This window comes from Nocardia sp. NPDC051787 (assembly GCF_040681325.1).
GTDB lineage: Bacteria > Actinomycetota > Actinomycetes > Mycobacteriales > Mycobacteriaceae > Nocardia.
Window position 1 is genome coordinate 1 of the sequence record NZ_JBFAYO010000049.1, and the last position, 20,143, is coordinate 20,143.

A 20,143-nucleotide genomic window follows, 5' to 3' on the forward strand; every position below is an offset into this window, starting at 1 on the left:
CCCTCAAACGCGTCTTCTACCAATCGGCATTCATCGCCGTGGGCTGCAACCCCACCAGCAAGATCTACTACCGGCGCAAACGATCCGAAGGCAAGTCCCACCACCAGGCCCTGATCGCCCTGGCCCGCCGACGCGTCAACGTCCTGCACGCCATACTTCGCAACCGCCAGCCCTACCACGCCACCGGCTCCACCACCGCTGCTTGACAAACGCATTAGAGAGCCACCTTCGGGGTAGCGCGCATTCCGACGTAGCAGCATTCGGTGCCGTCGGCGAGGGTGGCGAAGACCACCGGCATGTAGTCCTCGCTGAAGGACGGTCCCGCGCCGGAAGCGGCGAACACGGCCGGTGCGACCGGAGTCAGGTCCATGCTGAGCGCGGGCGACAGACCCGCCATGCCGTCGACGAACTCGTAGCGCATGTGCCCGCTGCCGTCGTCGCGCTTGGTGACGGTGATGACCACGCCGGCGCGCCGGTAGGTGCCGGCGAACGGCGCGATGTCCACCGCCATCGGCGGGTCGGCCGGACCGAACGCGTCCGGGATGCGGACATCCGCCAACTCGGCGAGCAGTTCGCGGAACAGGGTCGCGTAGAGCTGGCGTGCACCGCCGCCGTTGGTCAGCAGCGCCACCGCGACGCCCGCCTCCGGCACCGCCCGCAGGTAGGCGTACTGGCCGATCGCTGCGCCGTCGTGGCCGAATCCTCTGACACCGTCCCAGTCGTAGAGGGTCCACCCGAGGCCCCAGCCGTCGGCGCTGACCGTCCACTTGTCCGGGACGTCGACCTCGCGCCGCTGCATGGCGGCAACGGAGGCGGCGGACAGCACCTCGACGCCGTCGGCGGCGCGCCCACTGGCGAGGTGCAGCCGGGCGAAACGGACCATGTCACCCGCCGAGGTGATCACCCGCGCCGCGGGCGCGACGCTGCGGGGCATCACGTCCCATTCCGGAGCGGGATCCGGGTCGACGCCCGCCGCGCCGAGGTGGCTCATCGCGACCCGGAACCGCAGCGCCTGCTCGGGCAGCGTCACCAGGTGATCGAGCCCGAGTGGTGCGGCGAGCATGTCGTGCACCGCCTGGTCCCAGGTCTTACCGGTGAGCACCTCGACGACGCGACCGAGCACCACGTAGCCGAGGCTGCCGTACGACATCGCCGTACCGGGTGCGCAGTCCAGCGCGACATCCCGTGCCGCGTCGACGTATGCGGCGAGACAGTCGTCGCCTCGCCCGGTGTCGTGGTTGAAATCGTTGGTGACGCCGCCGGTGTGGCTGAGCAGCTGCCTGACGGTGATCGTCGCCGTTGCCTCAGGGTCGGGGGTGGCGAACTCCGGTAGCACGTCCACCACCGGCGCGTCGAGATCAACCTTGCCCGCGTCCACCAGCCGCATGATCAATGTCGCGGTGTACACCTTGGCGATCGAGCCGCACAAGAACACCGAATCGGTGGTCACGGGCACTCCTGTCCCGCGATGCAGGACGCCGCTGGCGATCTCGTAGACCTGTCCGTCGACCAGCACCGCCAGCGACGCGCCCGGAACGTGATGTTCGGCCCGCAGTCGGTCCAGCCGCGCCTGCCACCGCGACACGGAAAACCGGCGCCCGGCCGAATCCGTGCTCCCCCAGTTACCACGGACCTGCCACGTGCCCGTCTCGTCCCAGTTCACCGTGTTCGACATCGCTTGTTTCCCTTCCTCCTTGCGCACACCGTTCGCGCTATGCGAACAATGTACTCATATGGGAACCATGTGCGCAACTGTCTCTCCCCATATCCACCGAGCAAGGGGGGCGAATCCGTCGGCACCTTGCGCCGGCAGTGCATGAGCAGCCGCGACGAGCAGGCCGAGGTGCCGCGCACCGCCATCTCGGCGGCGCACACGCCAGACCACGTCCGCGCTGTCAGGTTCTTCCGAATGGCGGCGCGTTTTGCGGATTCGCACACTTACCGGGCACGCCTGTCGCACACGAGCTCGTCGAACCCAGCAGCAACGAATCCGCCGCCACATGGCGCCGTTGCGCAGCTCGCGGTCACCGTGCGCTGCGGTCTACCGCTCGGGTCGAGGGCGGTACCGCTGGCGCCGACGGCGATACGGGGCAATCCACAGTCGTCCGAGAGGTGACCCCGAACCGCTCAACGTTCGCGAAAGGAGCCTTCGAGACGGCGCGCCAGGCGCGGGGCGACCGCTCCACCCGCGTTCATCGCCAGGTGCAGCAGAGCAGGGGCGGCGGCGCCTACGGTGCGGCGGCGCAGCCCGCCGAAGATCAGACCACCCACCGTGGTCACGGCGATGGTGGCGGGCACACTGTCGCCCGCCGCACGTGCCGGCGCGATGTGCCAGAAGCCAAAGGCCGCCGCGCTGAGCAGCGCGCCTGCACGCGGGCCGAAAGCCTTGTCCAGCAGGGGATCCAGGGTGCCGCGGAAGACGAGTTCCTCGCTGTAGACGGTGCCGATCGGGATATGCACGGCGACCCACTCCACCGTCGACACATCCGGCCCGCGGTCGGCGATCGCGCCCACGAACCGCCGCACCGATGGAAGGGCAAGGGCCGCACCATAACCGGCCGTGACCACCGAGGCGGCGAGTATCCCGTAGCCCACCCCGCCTCTGGAGCGCCAGTTCGGCCCCTCGCGCAGCGCGAGCCCGTAGCCCGTGGCGAATCCGGCGTTGGCGGCGGTGCGTCCGCGCACGCCGAGACCGAGGCGCGGCAGGACCACATTGCTCCATGCCAGCGGAAGCGCGACGGCAGCAAGTGTTCCCGCGACGCGCGCGATGCTCACTTCGTCGTCCGCTCGTAGTCCTCCGCGGCCTCCACTTCGGCCCGGATGCGTTCGGACCTCTCCGCGGTCCAGTCCGGCGGCGCCGCGATGGCCGCCCAACCGTCCAGCACCAGGCTGCCGTAGCGGTGCCCGTGGCCGTCGGTGACGCCCTGTGCGTTGGTGAGGTCGGCGGCGACCTGCCAGAAGGTGACGAACGGCCACCAGCGCATCTGCGAGGACACGTCCGAGCCGCGCGGCTCGGACAGCCAATCCGGTTGCGAGAAGATCAGATCCGTCGACCACCAGACGATCGGGTCGGACGCGTGCTGCAGGTACGCGATGCGTGGCGGTCGCCATTCCGAGTTGGGCCGCGCCAGGTCGGCGGCGTCGTTGGCGAACCGGACCACGAGTCCGTCCGCGTACACCGGCTCGACCTCGCCCGAACCAGGATCGCGGCGCTCGACGAACTGCTGCCACAGCCGGTTGGAGTTCGGCGGGCCGACCCATAGCGCCCCGTCGACCTTGGCCCGCAGATCGGCAAGCCCGTCGAACGCCGCCTCGGACCCCTGCGAGCCCAGACTCTCCCCGTACACGAGCAGCTTGGGTCGCTGCTGTGGCGGACGCGCGCTCCAGTGCTGGTACACCGCGTCGAACAATTCCTTGCCCGCCGCGGCGGCCTTGCCGCGGTCGGCCAGGAAAGACAGCACGCTCGGCAGGTACGAGTATTGCGTGGCCACAATGGCGGTGTCGCCGTCGTACATGTACTCCATCGCACCGGCGGCCAGCGCGTTCACCCAGCCGGTTCCGGTGGTGGTGACCACGACGAGCACCTTCCGGTCGAACGCCCCGGCCCGCTCGAGCTCGGCCACCGCCAGCTCGGCCGGTTCCTCGTCGCCGTCGACCGACTCCAGCCCCACGTAGGCCCGGATCGGTTCTTTCGCCGGGCGGCCGGTGACCGAGGTGATGCGGCCCGCGGTGGGACCGTGCGAGACGAACCACCGCCCTTCGAATCCGAGGGTCTCCCATTTCGCCAGCGAGGCCGGGCTGCCGGAGCGCTCCGGTTGCTGCGGCTGGACCGCGTTCACCGAGGTGTGGTCGTTGCGCACGCTGAACGCCGAGTTCGCCACCCCGAAGAACGCTCGCACCGCCACGCCGTTGAAGATCGTGACCGCGAGCAGCACCAAAACGAGGAATCCCGCGGCAGGCGCCAGCTCGCGCGGCACCCGCACCCACCGATTGAGCACGCGAGCCAGGAAAAGGATGATCTCCCGCACCGTCCGGTACACCGCGACCGCGGCGGCGCCGACGGCCAGGCTCAGCAGGCCGGTGCGCAGGTAGGCGGGCGTGGTGGTACCCGCCATCCCCATCAGCGCGGTGATCTCGCGCTGCCACCGCGCCGATTGCACCAGCATGAGGGCGGCGCTCAGCGCGGCGGTGAACAGGATGGCCGACTTCGCCGCGTAGCGCACCCAGGTGGGCGGTGGGGAGAACTTCAGCCGCGGACGCACCCACAGCCGGAACAACCACTCCAGCAGGCATCCGGCCCCGTACCCGAGCGCCGCGTTGATTCCGCTGATCAACCCCTGGAACAGCCAATCGCGCGGCAGCAACGACGGCGTCACCGACAGCGCGAAGAACACCGTCGCGACCACCAGGCCGACGTAGTTCAGGTCGATGATCTCCTCGGCGCGCCGGACGACCGCGACGGTGCGCGTACGCAGCCTCCGCATGGTCCCGGCGGTCTCCAGCATTCGACCAGTATGGCGGTCGCCACCGACGATCCGGCGCGTCGCCCGACGGAACACGGGCGCGACCGGCGCGGATCACGCCGAACGGTTGCCCAGCGCCCGGGATCGAGAGCGCCCATGGCAACTACCCAGTCCGCTCGAGTAGTTGTACGCGGGCGCGGGATCGGCGCGATCCGCAGACTTCCTATTCATGAGTACAGCGAACGCACGCCCGAGGGCCACCGCGGCTTTCGTCGCGCAAGCCGCGCTCGCCTTCGGCGTCAGCTTCATCGGGGTTGGCATCGGCATCTTCGCTCTGCCGCTGGACATCTGGCAGCGCGGATTCCTGGCGATGTCGGTCCTGTTCCTGGTCACGAGCACGTTCACGCTGGCGAAAGTGGTTCGCGACCAACATGAAGCGGCGACCATTCACGGTCGCATCGACCAGGCGCGGATGGAAAAGCTGCTCGCCGAGCACGATCCGTTCACATCCGTCGCCTGATCACGCGCACCTGGGCGGGCCCGGTAAACGAGGGGTCCAGGCCCGCCCAGGTGGGCGTTCAGACCGCGGCCGCGCCGAACAGCTTCGGCAGCGTGCCCTCGTACGCGGCACGCAGCTCGTCCATGGTGACCGAGAACTGGCCCTGCACCTCAACCGAATCCGAGCCCTGGTCGACCACGCCGATGCGCACCCACGGCAGCTCGCGCGCCGTGCACATGCGGGTGAACCTGGTCTCCTCCGAGCGCGGTACCGCGACCAGCACCCGTCCCGCCGACTCGGAGAACAGCGTCACGAACGGGTCGGCGTCCTCGGGAAGCAGGATGCGGCAGCCGGTCTCACCGGCGAGCGCGGCCTCGACGGCGGCCTGGGCGAGACCGCCCTCGGAAAGGTCGTGCGCCGCACTGATCATGCCGTCGCGGGAACCGGCGGTCAGCACCTCGGCGAGCAACTGCTCGCGGGCGAAGTCGACCTTCGGCGGGACGCCGCCGAGATGGTCGTGCGCGACCTGCGACCAGATCGAACCGCCGAACTCGTCGTGCGTCTCGCCGAGCAGGATCAGCGTCTCGCCCGGCTCCAGGCCCAGCCCGGTCGGGATGCGGCGGTGCACGTCGTCGATCACGCCGAGCACACCGACCACCGGGGTCGGCAGGATCGAGGTCTGGCCGGTCTGGTTGTAGAAGCTGACGTTGCCGCCGGTGACCGGGATGCCCAGCGCCACGCAGCCGTCCGCCAAGCCGCGCACCGCCTGCTGGAACTGCCACATCACGCCCGGGTCCTCCGGCGAACCGAAGTTCAGGCAGTTGGTGACCGCCTTCGGCGTCGCCCCGGTGGTGGCCACGTTGCGGTAGGCCTCGGCCAGCGCGAGCTGCGCGCCGGTGTAGGGGTCCAGCTTGGTGTAGCGGCCGGACGCGTCGGTGGCCAGTGCGATGCCGCGGCCGGTCTCCTCGTCGATCCGGATGACGCCCGCGTCGGCGTGCTCGGCCAGGACTGTGTTGCCGCGCACATAGCGGTCGTACTGCTCGGTGATCCACTTGCGGCTGCACAGCTGGGGGCTGGAGATCATCTGCAGCAGGGTGGCGCGCAGCTCGTCGGCGGTCTTCGGCCGGGTCAGCCGGTCGGGGGTGTCGGCGATCAGGGCGTCCTGGTCGTCGGGGCGCGCGACCGGGCGCTCGTACACCGGGCCCTCATGCGCGACGGTGCGCGGCGGCACGTCCACCACGGTCTCGCCGTGCCAGGTGACCACCAGCCGGTCGCCGTCGGTGACCTCGCCGATCACCGTGGCCAGCACGTCCCACTTGCGGCACACGGCCATGAACGCGTCCACGTTCTCGGGGGTGACCACCGCGCACATGCGCTCCTGCGATTCGCTGGAGAGCACCTCGGCGGGAGTCATGTTGGCCGCGCGCAGCGGCACCTTGTCCAGCTCGATGTGCATGCCGCCGTCCCCGGCGGCCGCGAGCTCGGAAGTGGCGCAGGACAATCCGGCCCCGCCGAGGTCCTGGATACCGACGACCAGCTCGGCCGCGTACAACTCCAGACAGCACTCGATGAGCACCTTCTCGGTGAACGGGTCGCCGACCTGCACCGAGGGCAGCTTCTTGCGGCCGGTGCCGGATTCGTCGCCGGAGAAGGTGTCCGACGCCAGCACCGACACGCCGCCGATGCCGTCCAGCCCGGTGCGCGCGCCGAACAGCACGATTTTGTTGCCGGCGCCGGACGCGAAGGCCAGGTGCAGGTCCTCCACCCGCATCACACCGGCGCACAGCGCGTTCACCAGCGGATTGCCCTGGTAGGAGGCGTCGAACACGGTCTCGCCGCCGATGTTGGGCAGGCCGAGCGAGTTGCCGTAGCCGCCGACGCCGCGCACCACGCCGTCCACCACGCGACGGGTGTCGGCCGCGTCCGCCGCGCCGAAGCGCAGCTGGTCCATCACCGCGATCGGACGCGCGCCCATCGCCATGATGTCGCGCACGATGCCGCCGACACCGGTGGCCGCGCCCTGGTACGGCTCGACGTAGGAGGGATGGTTGTGGCTTTCCACCTTGAAGGTGACCGCCCAGCCGTCGCCGACGTCCACCACGCCCGCGTTCTCACCGATGCCTGCGAGCATGGACGCGCGCATCTCGTCGGTGGTGGTCTGGCCGAAGTAGCGCAGGTGCACCTTCGAGGACTTGTAGGAGCAGTGCTCGCTCCACATCACGGAGTACATCGCCAGTTCGGCGTCGGTCGGTCTGCGGCCGAGGATCTCCTTGATCCGGGCGTACTCGTCGTCCTTGAGGCCCAGTTCTTTGTAGGGTTGCGGCACATCGGGGTTTGCTGCGGCTGCGCTGACGGTGTCGACCTGCGGAGTCACGAGGTACCAGGGTCCTTTCGGCCGGGCAGGGGGTCGGCAAGCCGGCGGAGCCGGCGGGGTGGGCGAACTCAGCGAAGCGACGAGCGTTGTCACTGGGTTGCGGCGAGATGCCTGGGTGTAAGTCTAAAGGCAGTGGATATGGGCAACGCAGCTGAGGCCGCCACCGCAGCGCCGAAGCCGCGCAGGAGGGTCCGCACCAGGGAGTCCCGCGTGTGGTGCCGCCACCCGGGTGGACCAGCTGAGCGGCAGTGCGCACCGGCTACTCTGAGCCGGTGAACGAAGGATCGGGCGTCGCGAATCCGGGTGGGCGATCCGCCGCCACGCGATCCCGGAGCGCAGATTCTCCAACCGCGCCCGGCAGCGCGCCCAACCTGCCCGCACCGCAAGTGCGCTGGCTGATTGCTGCCATCGCTCTGTTCGCGGTGTCTGCGACCGTGTCGCTGGTAGCGCACTGGTGGCACGGCTACATCGATCTGCAGGTCTATCGCAACGGCGCCCGGGTGTGGTTGGACGGCGGCGAGCTGTACGGGCCGATGCCGCCGGTCGAGGGCATCGGACTGCCGTTCACCTATCCCCCGCTGGCCGCGTTGTTCTTCGCGCCACTGGCCCTGATGCCGCTGACACTCGCCGAGGTGCTGGTTACCGCCACCTCGGTGGCGAGCCTGGGTATCTCGCTGTGGTTGGTGCTGGCACGCCTGCGTCCCGAGCTGTCCCGGCCGACCGTGCTCACCCTGGTCATCGGCGCGGTGGCGGTGGCGCAGTTCCTCGAGCCGGTCCGCCAGACCTTCGGCTTCGGCCAGGTCAACCTGGTGCTGATGGCCGCCATCGCGCTGGATTGCCTGGTGCGCAAGCCGTTCTGGCCGCGCGGCATGCTGATCGGCATCGCGGTGTCGGTGAAGCTGATCCCGGCCGGTTACCTGCTGTTCTTCCTGCTGCGCAAGGACTGGAAAGCCGCGGGCACGCTGGTGGTATCCGCGATCGCGGCGGTCGGCCTCGGATTCCTGCTGTTCCCCAGCGATTCCGTGGACTACTGGTTCACCACACTCGCCGATACCGGCCGGATCGGCCCGCCCTATTTCGCCGGCAACCAGTCCATCAAGGGCATGACGTTCCGTCTCGGCGTGGATGATTCGGTGGCCACCCTGCTGTGGATGTCGTTGTCGCTGGTAGCGGTCGCGCTCGCGGCGGTGTGGATGCGCAGGCTGATCGACGCCGGCGCGACCGTCGCGGCGCTGCTGGTCAACGCCGCGGCGATTCTGCTGGTCTCGCCGGTGTCCTGGTCGCATCACTGGGTGTGGATCGCGCCCGCGCTGGTGATCACCGCCGACCTGATGGTGCGTGGCACGCGCAGCCCGCGGGTGATCGGCGCGGTCGCGGCGTGCACCCTGCTGTTCCTGATCGGTCCGCACTGGTTGTTGCCGCACTCGCGCGACCGCGAACTCGATTGGGCCTGGTGGCAGCAGGTCATCGGAAGCAGCTACGTACTGGTCACTTTCGCGGTGTTCGTCGTCGCGGTCGTCACCTACCGCCCGGTGGTCTCGGGCGTCAGGAAGGCGGCCAGCGCCGCGGCGTAGGCCCGGACGTCGGACGCACCCATCAGTTCCCGTGCCGAGTGCATCGCCAACTGCGGCGCGCCGACATCGACGGTCGGCATGCCGGTACGGGCCGCGGTCATCGGCCCGATCGTGGAGCCGCAGGGCAGATCGGCGCGATGCACATAGCGCTGCAAGGGAACTCCGGCCTGCGCGCACGCCAGCGCGAACGCGCCGGCACCGGTGGCGTCCGTAGCGTAACGCAGGTTCTGGTTGACCTTGAGCACCGGCCCGCCGTTCACCTCGATCCGATGCGCGGGCTCGTGCCGCTCCGGATAGTTGGGGTGCGTGGCGTGCGCCATATCACCGGACGCGCACACCGAACCGGCCAGCGCGGCAAGGTAATCGGCGCGCCCGCCGCCATGCGCGAGCACGACGCGCTCCAGCACGGCGGGCAGCAGATCCGACTGCGCGCCGCGATCGGACTGGCTGCCGACCTCCTCGTGGTCGAAGATGGCCAGTACCGGGACCGCCGCGCCCGGCTGCTCGATCGCGGCCAGAAACGCGTGCAGGCCTGCGAAGCAGGTGCCCTGGTTGTCCAGCCGCGGCGCGCTGACCAGGTCCTGGTCCCGGCCGACCAGTCTGCTGGGCGTCAAGTCGTGGGTCATCAGCTCCCAGCCGAGCACCTCGCCCGGCTGGACCTCGGCGCGCGCGGCGACGAAATCGAGGAACGCGCCGGACTCGTACCCCACACCCCACACCGCGTTGACGTGCCGCTGCGGGTCCAGCGTGACGCCCTTGCGGTCTTCGGACAGGTGGATGGCCAGCTGCGGCACCCGCAGGATCGGTTCGTCGATGCGGACCAGGCGCTCGCGCACCGCGTTTCCCTCGCGCACGCTCAACCGGCCCGAGACGCCGAGCTCGCGATCCAGCCAGGAGTTCAGCCACGCTCCGCCGTACGGTTCCAGGCCGACCAGCTGCCAGCCGGCCGAAGTCAGATCCGGGTGCTGCTTGACGCGCAGGTTGGGGCTGTCGGTGTGCGCGCCGACCACACGGAACGGCGTCGCGCTCGCGTCGTCTCCGGTCGCCCAGGCGACCAGCGATCCGCCGCGCACCACGTAGTGCCTGCCCGGGCTACCCGTGGGCCAGGGCTCCGATTCGGCCAGCCGGGTGAACCCGCGCGCGTCCAATTCCGAAGCGACCGTCCGGCAGACGTGGAACGGTGACGGAGACGCATCGATGAACGCGCACAGCCCGGCGGCCGTGGCTGCGGTGGTGGAAACGGGCATGCCTGCGATCCTAGGCGGCGCTCTCGCCTCCGCTCGTCCGGCGCGGCTTCGGACGGACTTCGCCCGACAGCGTCGTTTCTGCGGCGGCCTCAGCCTCCGCTCGTCCGGCGCGGGCTGTGGATGGCCTCCGTCCAACTGCGCCTGTCATGAAAACGAGCGGCCAGCGGCGTGCCACGGATCGACGGGCTGGGCGCAGGCCGATGTCGGGGCCAGGCGCCGCGATCGATACCACATTCCCCGCGAAACCGCCCGGTGTGAATACTTCCTCGACCGCGTCGATTCCGATTGGAACATAACGGTCATAATGGTTTGCCACCGCCTGCGAAATCAGGCGTTGGCGACATTCATCCGATGAATGTCCGTACCGCAGTGCATTTACTCCGAGGCGATGGAAACCAGATCGAGCAGTCGCATGAGTTCGGTATATCGGCGCGCTCCGATTCGCCCCCGCAACTCCTGCTCGGCCCGCGCCTCTTCCGCACGCACCTCGGCGACGAGGTCGGCCCCGAGCCTGCTCAGACCGATCAGGACGCGCCGCCGATCGTCCTGCGCGGCGAGCCGGAAGATCAGGCCGCGCTCGGCCAGGTAGTCCGCGTGCCTGGTGGCCGAGGACGGCGCGAGCTGCGATTTGGCCGCCAGCTCGGTCATGGTGATCCCCGCGTCGCCACACAGATTCGACAGCATCGACCACTGATCCGGCGAGAGCTGTCTGACACACAGCGCCGCGTCCAAGTGCCGCACCCACCCGCGCTCCGCGGCACGCAGCGCGCCATGCAGCGTGGAATTTCCGCTTACAATGGACGTCATTATTTCCTGCCTGCCATGAATTTCGCTCGAACGAGAAGAAGAGTACCGAATGCCGGCGCTCGGCGAGAGTCCCGAGGGCACCATCGAGATCCTCAACATAGTTCCGCTCCAGGGACCGGGCGGTATCATTGCGCCATCCTGCGAGGCGGCGATATCGCTGGCCGTCGAGGAAATCAACCACGGAGCGGGAATTCTGGGACGAGAAATTCGTACCACGAATATCGACGGCGGACGGCCACCGCACGAGGTCGCCGCCGAAGTCTCGGCGCTGCTGTCCACCGGCATGGTGCACGCCATCACCGGCTGGCACACCTCCGCGGTCCGGCGTGCCGTGGCGCGGGCCGGCGCAAGCCGGGTGCCCTACCTGTACGCGACCAGCCACGAGGGACTGACCGACGAACTACCCGGCGTGCTGATGCTCGGCGAGCATCCGGCCGGGCAGACCGTCCCGGCCGTGCACTGGCTCGAGCGCGAGTACCGCGTGCGGCGCTGGGCGGTCATCGGCAACGACTACATCTGGCCGCGCCAGTCCGCCAAGGCGATTCGCGACAGCCTGGCCGATCCGGCCGCGATCGTGCTCGAACAGTTCGTCCCGCTGGGTCTGCCGGACTTCTCCGGCTTCCTCGAGCATCCGGCGCTCGACTCGGCCGACGCGGTGGTGATCCTGATGGTCGGCGCCGACGTGTCCCGGTTCAACCAGCAGTTCGCGGCCACCGGCCGCGCCGCGACACAGCTGCGGGTCAGCCCGGCCGCGGACGAGAACGTGCTGCTGGCGGCGGGCCCGGAAGCCAATCAGAACTTGTACGTGGCATCCAGCTTCTTCCTCGACGACCGCACGGCCGACGGGCGCGACCGGATGACCCGCTACCGCCGAAGGTACGGCGTCTTCGCCCCGGCGCTCACCAGCTTCAGCAACGCTACCTACGACGCCATCCACACCCTGGGCGCGCTCGCACGGACAGTCGGGTCACTAGAGGTGCCCGCGATCCTCGACGCCATCGACCATGGCGTGGTCCTCGAAACCCCTGGGGTGCTTCGGGGTTTCCGCGGCAACCAGGCCATCCAGCGCGGTTATCTGGCCCGCGCCGACGGCGTCGGCTTCGACATCGTCGACCGCATCGCCTGACACGCGGCCGCGGAGGCACCGCTCGCTTCTACCGAGCGCGGCCGATCTCGACCAGATCCACCGCTGCCCGAACGACCGACGCGGCTCACGTTCTACCCGAAACGCGAACCAGCAACATCGCGACCTTCGCCGAGGCGAGATTTTCCTGCCAGCAGGTGCCTCAGGCCGAGACCAGCGTGTCCAGCACCGAGAGGAACAGCCCGAGCCCGTCGTCGCTCGGGCCGGTCAAGGGCTCGGTGGCGTGTTCCGGGTGTGGCATCAGGCCGACGACACGCCCGTTGGCGGAAGCGATGCCCGCGATACCGCGCTGCGAACCGTTCGGATTGCCGCCCACGTAGCGGAAGACCACCCGGCCCTCACCTTCCAGCTCGTCGAGCACGGCGGCCGAGGCCTGGTAGCGGCCCTCGCCGGACTTGAGCGGGATGAGGATCTGGGCGCCCGGCTCGAAACGGGACGTCCACACCGTCGACACCGACTCCACGGTCAGCCATTCGTCCCGGCAGATGAAGTGCAGGCCCTCGTTGCGGGTCAGCGCGCCGGGCAGCAACCCGGCCTCGCACAGCACCTGGAATCCGTTGCAGATACCCAGCACCGGCAGACCGGCGCCCGCCGCGCGGACCACCTCGCCCATCACGGGGGCGAAGCGAGCGATGGCGCCCGCGCGCAGGTAGTCGCCGTAGGAGAAACCGCCGGGCACGATCACCGCGTCGACACTCTTCAGGTCGGCGTCCGCGTGCCACAGGTCGACAGCGTCGGCCCCGGCCAGGCGCACCGCCCGTGCGGCGTCGACGTCGTCGAGCGTGCCGGGAAACGTGATGACCCCGATCCGCGCGGTCATGAGATGCGGACCACCTTCCACTCCTCGATCACCGTGTTGCACAGCAGCGATTCGGCGATCTGCTCCAACGCCGCGTCGTCGACGCTGTCGTCGACGTCGAGTTCGAATCGCTTGCCCTGCCGCACATCCGAGACGCCTTCGAATCCCAGACGCGGGAGCGCGCCGACGATGGCCTGCCCCTGCGGATCCAGGATTTCGGCCTTCGGCATCACCTCGACCACGACTCGTGCCACGCGTTGCTCCTCATGTGGTTGTGGGGTTACCTCAGCAGCGTAGTTGTGCTGGTCGGACACGGCATCCGCGGGGTAGGACAAGCCGCGGCGATGTCGGCGAGAACACATCCGGCGTCGATAGCATGGCGGCATGCGCATAGCCCACTTCGGTCATTCCTGCCTCCTCGTCGAGCTGCACGGCACGAAGATCCTGTTCGACCCGGGCACCTTCTCGCACGGCTTCGAGGGCCTCACCGGCCTGGACGCGATCGCGGTCACCCATCAGCATCCCGATCACATCGACCCGAACCGGATCGACTCGCTCATCGAGGCCAACCCCGGCGCGCGATTGCTCTCGGATCCGCAGACGGCCCAGCAGCTCGGCGCGCCGTGGGAGCCGGTCCGCGCTGGCAACGTGCTGACGCTCGGCGATCTCCAGATCACCGGGGGCGGCGGCAGGCACGCCGTCATCCACCCAGAGATCCCCGTGATCGACAACACCGTCTTCCAGCTGGGCACACCGGATGACCCGGCTCAGCTCGTGCACCCGGGCGACTCGCTATGGGTACCACCGGTTCCGGTCGGCGTGCTGGCCGCTCCGGCTGCCGCGCCGTGGATGCGGATCAGCGAGGCGGTCGATTATCTGCGCGCGGTCGGTCCGCGTGTCGCGTTGCCCATCCACTTCGGCATCATCCAGCCCGAGGCGCAGGGAATCTACTTCGGCCGACTGACCGAAATGGCGCCCGCCGGAACCGAATTCCGGGTGCTGAAGCCGGAGGACGCCACGGACCTGTAGCGCTACCCGGCGTAGGTCGCGAGGAACAGTGCCTCGGCCAACGCCATGTGTTCGATCTCCTTCGGGTCGACGCTCTCATTGGGCGCGTGGATGAGACATGTCGGTTCCTCGACGCCGAGCAGCATGATCTCCGCGTCCGGGTAGGTCGCGGCGAAAACGTTGCACAGCGGGATCGAACCGCCCTGCCCCTGAGTGGTCGCAGGTCGTCCATAGGACGTGGCAAGCGCCGCCTCCATCGCGGCACGTGCAGGCCCGCCGGTGCGGGACCGGAACGGCGCTCCCATACCTTCCAGCTCAACGGTTATCTGGGCGTGCCACGGCGTATGCGCGTCGAGGTGCGCGACGAGTGCCCGGTACGCCTGCGCGGGATCGGTGCCCGGCGGAATGCGCAGGTTGAGGCGGGCCCGGGCGATCGCGGGGACCGCGGCGGCGGAACCGACCACGGGCGGTGCGTCGATACCGAGCACGGTCAGCGCCGGTCGCGCCCAGAGCATGTCGGCGACCGTGCCGTCACCGGTGAGTTCGACGTCGCGCAGGACGCCCGCGTCGGCGTGGAACTGCTCGCTCGGATACTGCACACCCGGCCAGACCTGGTCGTTGGGTAGTCCGTCGATGGTGGTGTTGCCCCGCTCGTCGCGCAGCGAAGCGAGCACCTGGATCAGCGCCGCCAGCGCGTCGGGGGCCGGGCCGCCGAACATGCCGGAATGCAATGGGCTGGCGAGGGTTTCGATGGTGACCACCACATTCACGTTGCCGCGCAACGTCTCCGTGAGGGTCGGCACGCCGGCGGCGAAGTTACCGCAGTCGCCGATCACGATGGCGTCCGCGCGCAACAGATCCGGACCGGCCTCGGCGAACCGTTCCAGGCCCCCGGTGCCCTGCTCCTCGGAGCCCTCGGCGACCATGGTCACCCCCAGCGGCAAATCGGGGCCGAGTGCCCGCAACGCCGTCAGATGCATGACGATGTTGCCCTTGCAATCGGCGCTGCCGCGCCCGTACCAGCGTTCGTTCCGCTCGGTCAGTTCCCAGGGCGGAGTGCGCCACGCCCCCTCGTCCATCGGCGGCTGGACGTCGTAGTGACAGTAGAGCAACACCGTCGGCGCACCAGCTGGCGCCGGCCGCGCGGCGACGACCGCCGTGCTGCCGTCGGGAGTCTCGTGCAGGCCGACGGTGGTCAGGCCCGCCGCGGCGAATGCGTCGGCGACCCACTGCGCCGCACGGTCGCACTCCTCGGGCGGGAACTGCCGCGGGTCGGCCACCGACTTGAACGAAACAAGCTGCGCCAGATCGCTTTTTGCCTGCGGCATCAATTCCGCGACCCGCGCGCGCAGGCCAGCGGTACGAGCGTCCTCAGTCATCCCCCAACCCTATCCCCGACTCGCTCGGCCGAAGTTCGCACTGCCTGGCGGGTCTTCGGAGCCAGCACGTCCGGCCTGGTGGATGCGTGAAGTCCGTCCGCGGCCGAAGGCGATGTGTCAAGCTGAGCGGGAGGGTGTCAGCTATTTTTCGGCATCCTCGAAGGCACGGCAACGCGGCCGGTCCGCAAGCGACCGGCGCCCGCACAGGCACACCGCACACGAGCCGAATCGGGAGGCCGCATTCATGTCCGAAGGAGCCGATGACCTGTTCGCCCTGCCGGGGCTCAGCCGGTCCGCGCCGCGCGCCGGATTTCCGGCGCACGAGATGTTCCCCCAGGTCGCCTACGAAATCGTGCACGACGAGCTGATGCTCGACGGCGTTTCCAGGATGAACCTGGCCACCTTCTGCACCACCTGGGTGGACGACCAGGCGCGCAGGCTGATGGCCGAATGCCTGGACAAGAACATCGTCGACAAGGACGAATATCCGCAGACCGCCGAACTGGAGCGCCGTGGCGTCCGGATGGTCGCGGACCTGTGGCACGCGCCGGACCCGGCGACCACCCACGGCACCTCGACCACAGGGTCCAGCGAGGCGGCCATGCTCGGCGGCCTCGCGGCCAAATTCCGCTGGCGCAAGCGCGGCGGCACCGGGACACCCAACTTCGTGTGCGGGCCCGTTCAGGTCTGCTGGGAGAAGTTCGCGCGCTACTTCGACGTCGAGATCCGGCAGATTCCGCTGCGCGGCGACCGGCTCACCCTGCGGCCCGACGACCTCGCGGAGCACTGCGACGAGAACACCATGATGGTGGTGCCGACCTTCGGCCAGACCTACACCGGCCTGTTCGAAGACGTGGCCGCGATCAGCGCCGCGCTCGACGCGCTGCAGGAGGAAAAGGGCCTGGACATCCCGATCCACGTCGACGCCGCCAGCGGCGGCTTCCTCGCGCCGTTCGCCGCGCCCGATCTGGTCTGGGACTTCCGGCTGCCCAGGGTGAAATCGATCAACGCCTCCGGGCACAAGACCGGTCTGGCGCCGCTCGGCGCGGGCTGGGCGATCTGGCGCGAGGCGGCCGACCTGCCGGAGGAATTGATCTTCAACGTCGACTACCTCGGCGGCAGCATGGCCACCTTCAACCTGAACTTCTCCCGGCCCGGTGGGCAGGCGATCACGCAGTATTACGACTTCATCCGCCTGGGGCGCGCCGGTTACGCCCGGGTGCAGTCCGCGATCTACCGGGCGGCGCAGCACCTGGCCGCGGGTCTGCGTGAGTTCGGGTTCTTCGAGCTGATCCACGACGGCGATCCGCAGCGCGGCATCACGGCGGTGTGCTGGCGGCTGACCGGCGATCCCGGTTTCAACCTCTACGACCTGTCCGACCGGCTGCGCTCCAGAGGCTGGCTGATCGCGGCGTATCCGCTGCCCACCGACCGCGACGACGAGACGATCATGCGCGCGGTGATCCGCCACGGTTTCTCCGTCGACATGGCCGACCTGCTGCTGGACGATCTCACCCGCTGCACGAAACAACTGGAGCAGCGACCGTTTTCCACCTCGCTCACCCGCACGGAAGCGGGCGGGTTCACCCACGACGCGACACCCGCCGTCCCGACGACGAACATCGCGCCGACCTGACCGCGACCGCGCCGCCGCCCGATTACGCCATTCGCGGGCGGCGGCGCCGATCGGCCGCGCGGACGCGGTGCCGACCGGCCGCGGCGCGGCGGCAGCCGGCAAAGATTACGCCGGACGGCGGGCATTCATGCTGGTGAGGAAGCCCCGCCACCGCCGCGCCGCGGCGTCATTCATGCGGCTCGGGCAGCCGGGAACGGCTCCCAGCGATAGGTCTCGGCGACCGCGCCGTGGAACAGCGCGAGGTCGACGGCGTCGAGCATGGCCTGGCGCGGCCCGGAACGCTCCAACTGCGCCGCGGACACGGCGAGCCGGATCACCCCGCCGCGGCGGGCGGCGCGGGCGGCGCCCATCACCAGAGCGCGGCACCACCACGGCTCCGCGCGGAAACCCTCACCGATGCCGTAGACCCGGGACTTCTGCGCCATGTTGCGCTCCAGGTCGATGATCGACGTGAGGCCGAGTGCGAGCCGGAAACCGACCTCCGGCAGCGCGTCGAGCGCGCCCGTCGAGGCGTTCCAGCGCGGAGCGGCGAACAGCCGGGTGCGCAGGTCGACCTGTTCCATCACCCGGTCGGCGGCGGTCAACCGCAACCGAGCCTCGTGCTTGGGCAGTGTGGCGAACTCGGCGCGCCGCCGCTTGGTGGCGGCCTGGTCGTAGCCGTGCAGCACGATGGCGTCGCCGCGGGCCCGGCGAACGCGCAGCCATGCCTGGGTCGCCGGATCGTCGAGCAGCCGGTATTTGCCCTTCAGCCGCGGTGCGACCAGCAGTGAGAGCGGCACGCCGCGCCGATCCATCTCCTCGGCGAATCCCATCGCCGTGTCCCGGGTGGTGTCCCTGATCCCGGAAATCGATACGACCAGCTCAGCGTTCATGAACCTACGGTGCCAGCCGCACATGTCTCCGACATGCAGCCCGTATGACCAGGCGGCGAACAGTCCGTCACGCCTGTGCCGAGCGGACACCCCGGCGCTGGCGCGCCGCCGCTACCCGCCCGGCCACCGGAAGGCACCGGCCGCCCGTGACCGCCCTACGCGTCGGCGAGACCGAGCGTATCGAGCACCCAGGCATGTTCGAAGGCCACTTCCCGCCACTTCTCGTAGCGCCCGCTGACCCCGCCGTGGCCCGCGGTCATCTCCGTCTTGAGCAACAGCGGCGCGTCGCCGATCGCGGTGGCGCGCAGCTTGGCGATCCACTTCGCCGGTTCGACGTAGAGCACCCGGGTGTCGTTCAGGCTGGTGATGGCCAGGATCGCCGGATAGTTCTTGGCCTCGACGTTCTCGTACGGGGCGTAGGACTTCATGTACTCGTAGACGTCCTTGTCCGCCAGCGGGTTGCCCCACTCGTCCCATTCGATGACGGTCAGCGGGAGCGACGGGTCGAGGATGGAGGTGAGCGGATCGACGAACGGCACGTTGGCCAGGATGCCCGCGAACAGTTCCGGCGCCAGATTCGCCACCGCGCCGACCAGCAGGCCGCCCGCGCTGCCTCCGTCCGCGATCATTCGGTCCGCCGCGGTGACACCGGTATCGATCAGGTGCCGCGCGCAGGAAACGAAGTCGGTGAAGGTGTTCTTCTTGGTGAGCGTCTTGCCGTGCTCGTACCACAGCCTGCCCATCTCGCCGCCGCCGCGCACGTGCGCGACCGCGAAGACCATGCCGCGATCCAGCAGCGAGAGACGGGCGACCGAGAACGACGGGTCGATGCTCGCCTCATAGGAGCCGTAGCCGTAGAGCAACAGCGGTTTCGGCCCGTTGGCGGCAGCACCCTTCTTCCGTACCAGCGATATCGGAATCCGGGTGCCGTCCTCGGCAACCGCCCACTCGCGGTGCTGTTCATAGTCGTTCGCGTCGTAGCCGCCGAGCACCGGCTGCTCCTTGCGCAGCAGCAGCTCACCGGTGGCCGGGACGTAGTCGAACACCTGCATGGGCGTGATGAACGAGGTCAGCCCGATGCGCAGGGTGGGTTGCGCCCACTCGGGGTTGGAACCGACGCCGACCGCGAAGAGTTCCAGGTCGAAGTCGAGTTCGCGGCGTTCGCCGTAGCCCGTTTCGGTCAGCGGCCACACCGCGATCCGGGTGAGCGCCTCGCGCCGGTAGCTGAGCACCAGGTGGTCGCGGAACGCGTCGATGTCCTCGAGCCGCACGTCATCACGATGACCGATCAGCGGCGTCAGGTTCGACGGATCGTCCACCGGCGCCTCGGCCAGTACGAAGTTCTCCGCCTTGACCCCGTCCACCACGTCGTTGTGCAGGATCAGGAAGCGATCCGCGTCGCCGACCACCGCGTGCTCGGCGGAGTACTCGACGCCCTCGCGGCGGGGCAGCAGGACGCGGAACTCGCCCTCGGGATCGTCCGACTCCAGCACCCAGCCCTCGCTGGTGATCTTCGAGCTGACCCAGATCATCAGGTACTTCTCCGAGCGGCTGGCGCCGATGCTCACCCAATAGCGCTCGTCGGGCTCGTGGAACACCTTGACGTCGGGCTCGGTGCTGCCGAGCCGGTGCCGCCACACCGTGTCGGGCCGCCACGACTCGTCGACGGTTTGGTAGAAGACGTGGCTGCCGTCCAGCGACCACGTCGCGCCGGGCGCGGTGCCAGCGATCTCGTCGCCGAGCAGCTCGCCGGTGCGGAGGTCCTTGAACCGCAGCACGTAGCGCTCGTCGCCGACGTTGTCCACCGAGTAGGCCAGCAGCGTGCCGTCATGGCTGATCGAGAACGCGCCCAGCGCGAAGAAGTCGTGGCCCTCGGCCAGTTCGTTGCTGTCGAGCAGCACCTCTTCGCCGGCGACCTCGGTCTCCGCGTCCAGTACCGGCGGCGTCCAGGCGTCGATGCCTTCGGCGTCGGCGGCGATCGGGCACCGGCAGTGCACGCCGTACTGCTTGCCTTCGAAGCTGCGCGAGTAGTACCAGTAGTCGCCCAACCGGGTCGGCACCGACAGGTCGGTCTCCTGGGTGCGCGCTTTGATCTCGTCGAAGATCGTCTCGCGCAGCGTGTCCAGGTGGGCGGTCCGCGCCTCGGTGTAGGCGTTCTCCGCCTCCAGGTAGGCGATGACGTCGGGATTCTCTTTGTCCCGCAGCCACTCGTACTCGTCGACGAACACGTCGCCGTGGTGCACCCGCTCGGTGGGGATCGTCTTGGCGATCGGCGCCGCCACGACGGGAGCGCCGCTGCCGGGTTCGGAGATCGTTCCGCTGTCGAGAGCCATGGCGTCCA

General features: G+C 69.2%; 16 protein-coding genes and 1 pseudogene. 6 read left to right on the forward strand and 11 right to left on the reverse strand.

The annotated features are described in order from the left end of the window. A pseudogene (locus tag AB0M45_RS31995) lies at positions 1-206 on the forward strand (IS110 family transposase); the annotation flags it as partial. A gap of 8 nt (positions 207-214) precedes the next feature. On the opposite strand, the gene AB0M45_RS32000 reads toward AB0M45_RS31995, so the two are convergent. The 3 genes from AB0M45_RS32000 to AB0M45_RS32010 form a co-directional block, all read right to left on the reverse strand. Further along, positions 215-1,675, reverse strand: a complete 1,461-nt coding sequence (locus tag AB0M45_RS32000) for a serine hydrolase domain-containing protein (RefSeq protein WP_364336863.1) — start codon at positions 1,673-1,675, stop codon at positions 215-217. 452 nt (positions 1,676-2,127) lie between these two features. Further along, entirely contained in the window at positions 2,128-2,775 is a 648-nt protein-coding gene (locus AB0M45_RS32005) for a CPBP family intramembrane glutamic endopeptidase (RefSeq protein ID WP_364336865.1), read from the reverse strand. Further along, positions 2,772-4,505, reverse strand: a complete 1,734-nt coding sequence (locus AB0M45_RS32010; protein WP_364336867.1) for an alpha/beta-hydrolase family protein — start codon at positions 4,503-4,505, stop codon at positions 2,772-2,774. Before AB0M45_RS32010 ends, AB0M45_RS32005 begins: the two co-directional genes overlap by 4 nt. 187 nt (positions 4,506-4,692) lie before the next feature. Between AB0M45_RS32010 and AB0M45_RS32015 the strand changes: the two genes are divergently transcribed. Next, entirely contained in the window at positions 4,693-4,983 is a 291-nt protein-coding gene (locus AB0M45_RS32015) for a YiaA/YiaB family inner membrane protein (RefSeq protein WP_364336869.1), read from the forward strand. Between the two features lie 58 nt (positions 4,984-5,041). Here the strand turns inward: AB0M45_RS32015 and purL are convergent, their stop codons facing one another. Continuing rightward, the gene (gene purL, locus AB0M45_RS32020) at positions 5,042-7,336 is read right to left on the reverse strand and encodes a phosphoribosylformylglycinamidine synthase subunit PurL (RefSeq protein WP_364336871.1); all 2,295 of its coding nucleotides are present in this window, start codon (positions 7,334-7,336) and stop codon (positions 5,042-5,044) included. Positions 7,337-7,608: 272 nt separating this feature from the next. On the opposite strand from purL, the gene AB0M45_RS32025 reads away from it, so the two are divergent. Next, the gene (locus tag AB0M45_RS32025; protein WP_364336873.1) at positions 7,609-8,910 is read left to right on the forward strand and encodes a glycosyltransferase 87 family protein; all 1,302 of its coding nucleotides are present in this window, start codon (positions 7,609-7,611) and stop codon (positions 8,908-8,910) included. Here the strand turns inward: AB0M45_RS32025 and AB0M45_RS32030 are convergent. After that, the gene (locus AB0M45_RS32030) at positions 8,859-10,157 is read right to left on the reverse strand and encodes a M18 family aminopeptidase (protein ID WP_364336875.1); all 1,299 of its coding nucleotides are present in this window, start codon (positions 10,155-10,157) and stop codon (positions 8,859-8,861) included. The two genes, AB0M45_RS32025 and AB0M45_RS32030, sit on opposite strands and share 52 nt — an antisense overlap. A 375-nt stretch (positions 10,158-10,532) precedes the next feature. Beyond that, on the reverse strand, positions 10,533-10,964 hold the full coding sequence (locus AB0M45_RS32035; protein WP_364336877.1) for a MarR family transcriptional regulator: 432 nt from the start codon (positions 10,962-10,964) through the stop codon (positions 10,533-10,535). A 49-nt stretch (positions 10,965-11,013) separates the two neighbouring features. On the opposite strand from AB0M45_RS32035, the gene AB0M45_RS32040 reads away from it, so the two are divergent. After that, positions 11,014-12,090 carry a substrate-binding domain-containing protein gene (locus AB0M45_RS32040; RefSeq protein WP_364336879.1) on the forward strand — a complete coding sequence of 359 codons (1,077 nt, stop codon included), beginning with the start codon at positions 11,014-11,016 and terminating at the stop codon, positions 12,088-12,090. A gap of 160 nt (positions 12,091-12,250) precedes the next feature. On the opposite strand, the gene purQ is transcribed toward AB0M45_RS32040, so the two are convergent. Both purQ and purS read right to left on the reverse strand, forming a co-directional pair. Beyond that, positions 12,251-12,928, reverse strand: coding sequence for a phosphoribosylformylglycinamidine synthase subunit PurQ (gene purQ / locus AB0M45_RS32045; RefSeq protein WP_364336881.1), 678 nt, complete (start codon positions 12,926-12,928; stop codon positions 12,251-12,253). Next, on the reverse strand, positions 12,925-13,161 hold the full coding sequence (gene purS / locus AB0M45_RS32050) for a phosphoribosylformylglycinamidine synthase subunit PurS (protein ID WP_364336883.1): 237 nt from the start codon (positions 13,159-13,161) through the stop codon (positions 12,925-12,927). The genes purQ and purS overlap by 4 nt, the downstream gene beginning before the upstream one ends. A 130-nt stretch (positions 13,162-13,291) precedes the next feature. On the opposite strand from purS, the gene AB0M45_RS32055 reads away from it, so the two are divergent. Next, complete coding sequence (locus tag AB0M45_RS32055; protein WP_364336885.1) at positions 13,292-13,936, forward strand: MBL fold metallo-hydrolase; 645 nt, start codon at positions 13,292-13,294, stop codon at positions 13,934-13,936. A gap of 2 nt (positions 13,937-13,938) precedes the next feature. Here AB0M45_RS32055 and AB0M45_RS32060 read toward each other — a convergent pair whose 3' ends face one another. Further along, the gene (locus tag AB0M45_RS32060) at positions 13,939-15,294 is read right to left on the reverse strand and encodes a dipeptidase (protein WP_364336887.1); all 1,356 of its coding nucleotides are present in this window, start codon (positions 15,292-15,294) and stop codon (positions 13,939-13,941) included. Positions 15,295-15,538: 244 nt separating this feature from the next. Here AB0M45_RS32060 and AB0M45_RS32065 point away from each other — a divergent pair, with 244 nt between their 5' ends. Beyond that, positions 15,539-16,930, forward strand: a complete 1,392-nt coding sequence (locus tag AB0M45_RS32065) for a glutamate decarboxylase (protein ID WP_364336889.1) — start codon at positions 15,539-15,541, stop codon at positions 16,928-16,930. 170 nt (positions 16,931-17,100) lie between these two features. Here the strand turns inward: AB0M45_RS32065 and AB0M45_RS32070 are convergent, their stop codons facing one another. Both AB0M45_RS32070 and AB0M45_RS32075 read right to left on the reverse strand, forming a co-directional pair. Then, complete coding sequence (locus AB0M45_RS32070; RefSeq protein WP_364336891.1) at positions 17,101-17,802, reverse strand: DUF2334 domain-containing protein; 702 nt, start codon at positions 17,800-17,802, stop codon at positions 17,101-17,103. 155 nt (positions 17,803-17,957) lie between these two features. Then, on the reverse strand, positions 17,958-20,135 hold the full coding sequence (locus AB0M45_RS32075) for a S9 family peptidase (protein ID WP_364336893.1): 2,178 nt from the start codon (positions 20,133-20,135) through the stop codon (positions 17,958-17,960). Positions 20,136-20,143 lie beyond the last annotated feature (8 nt).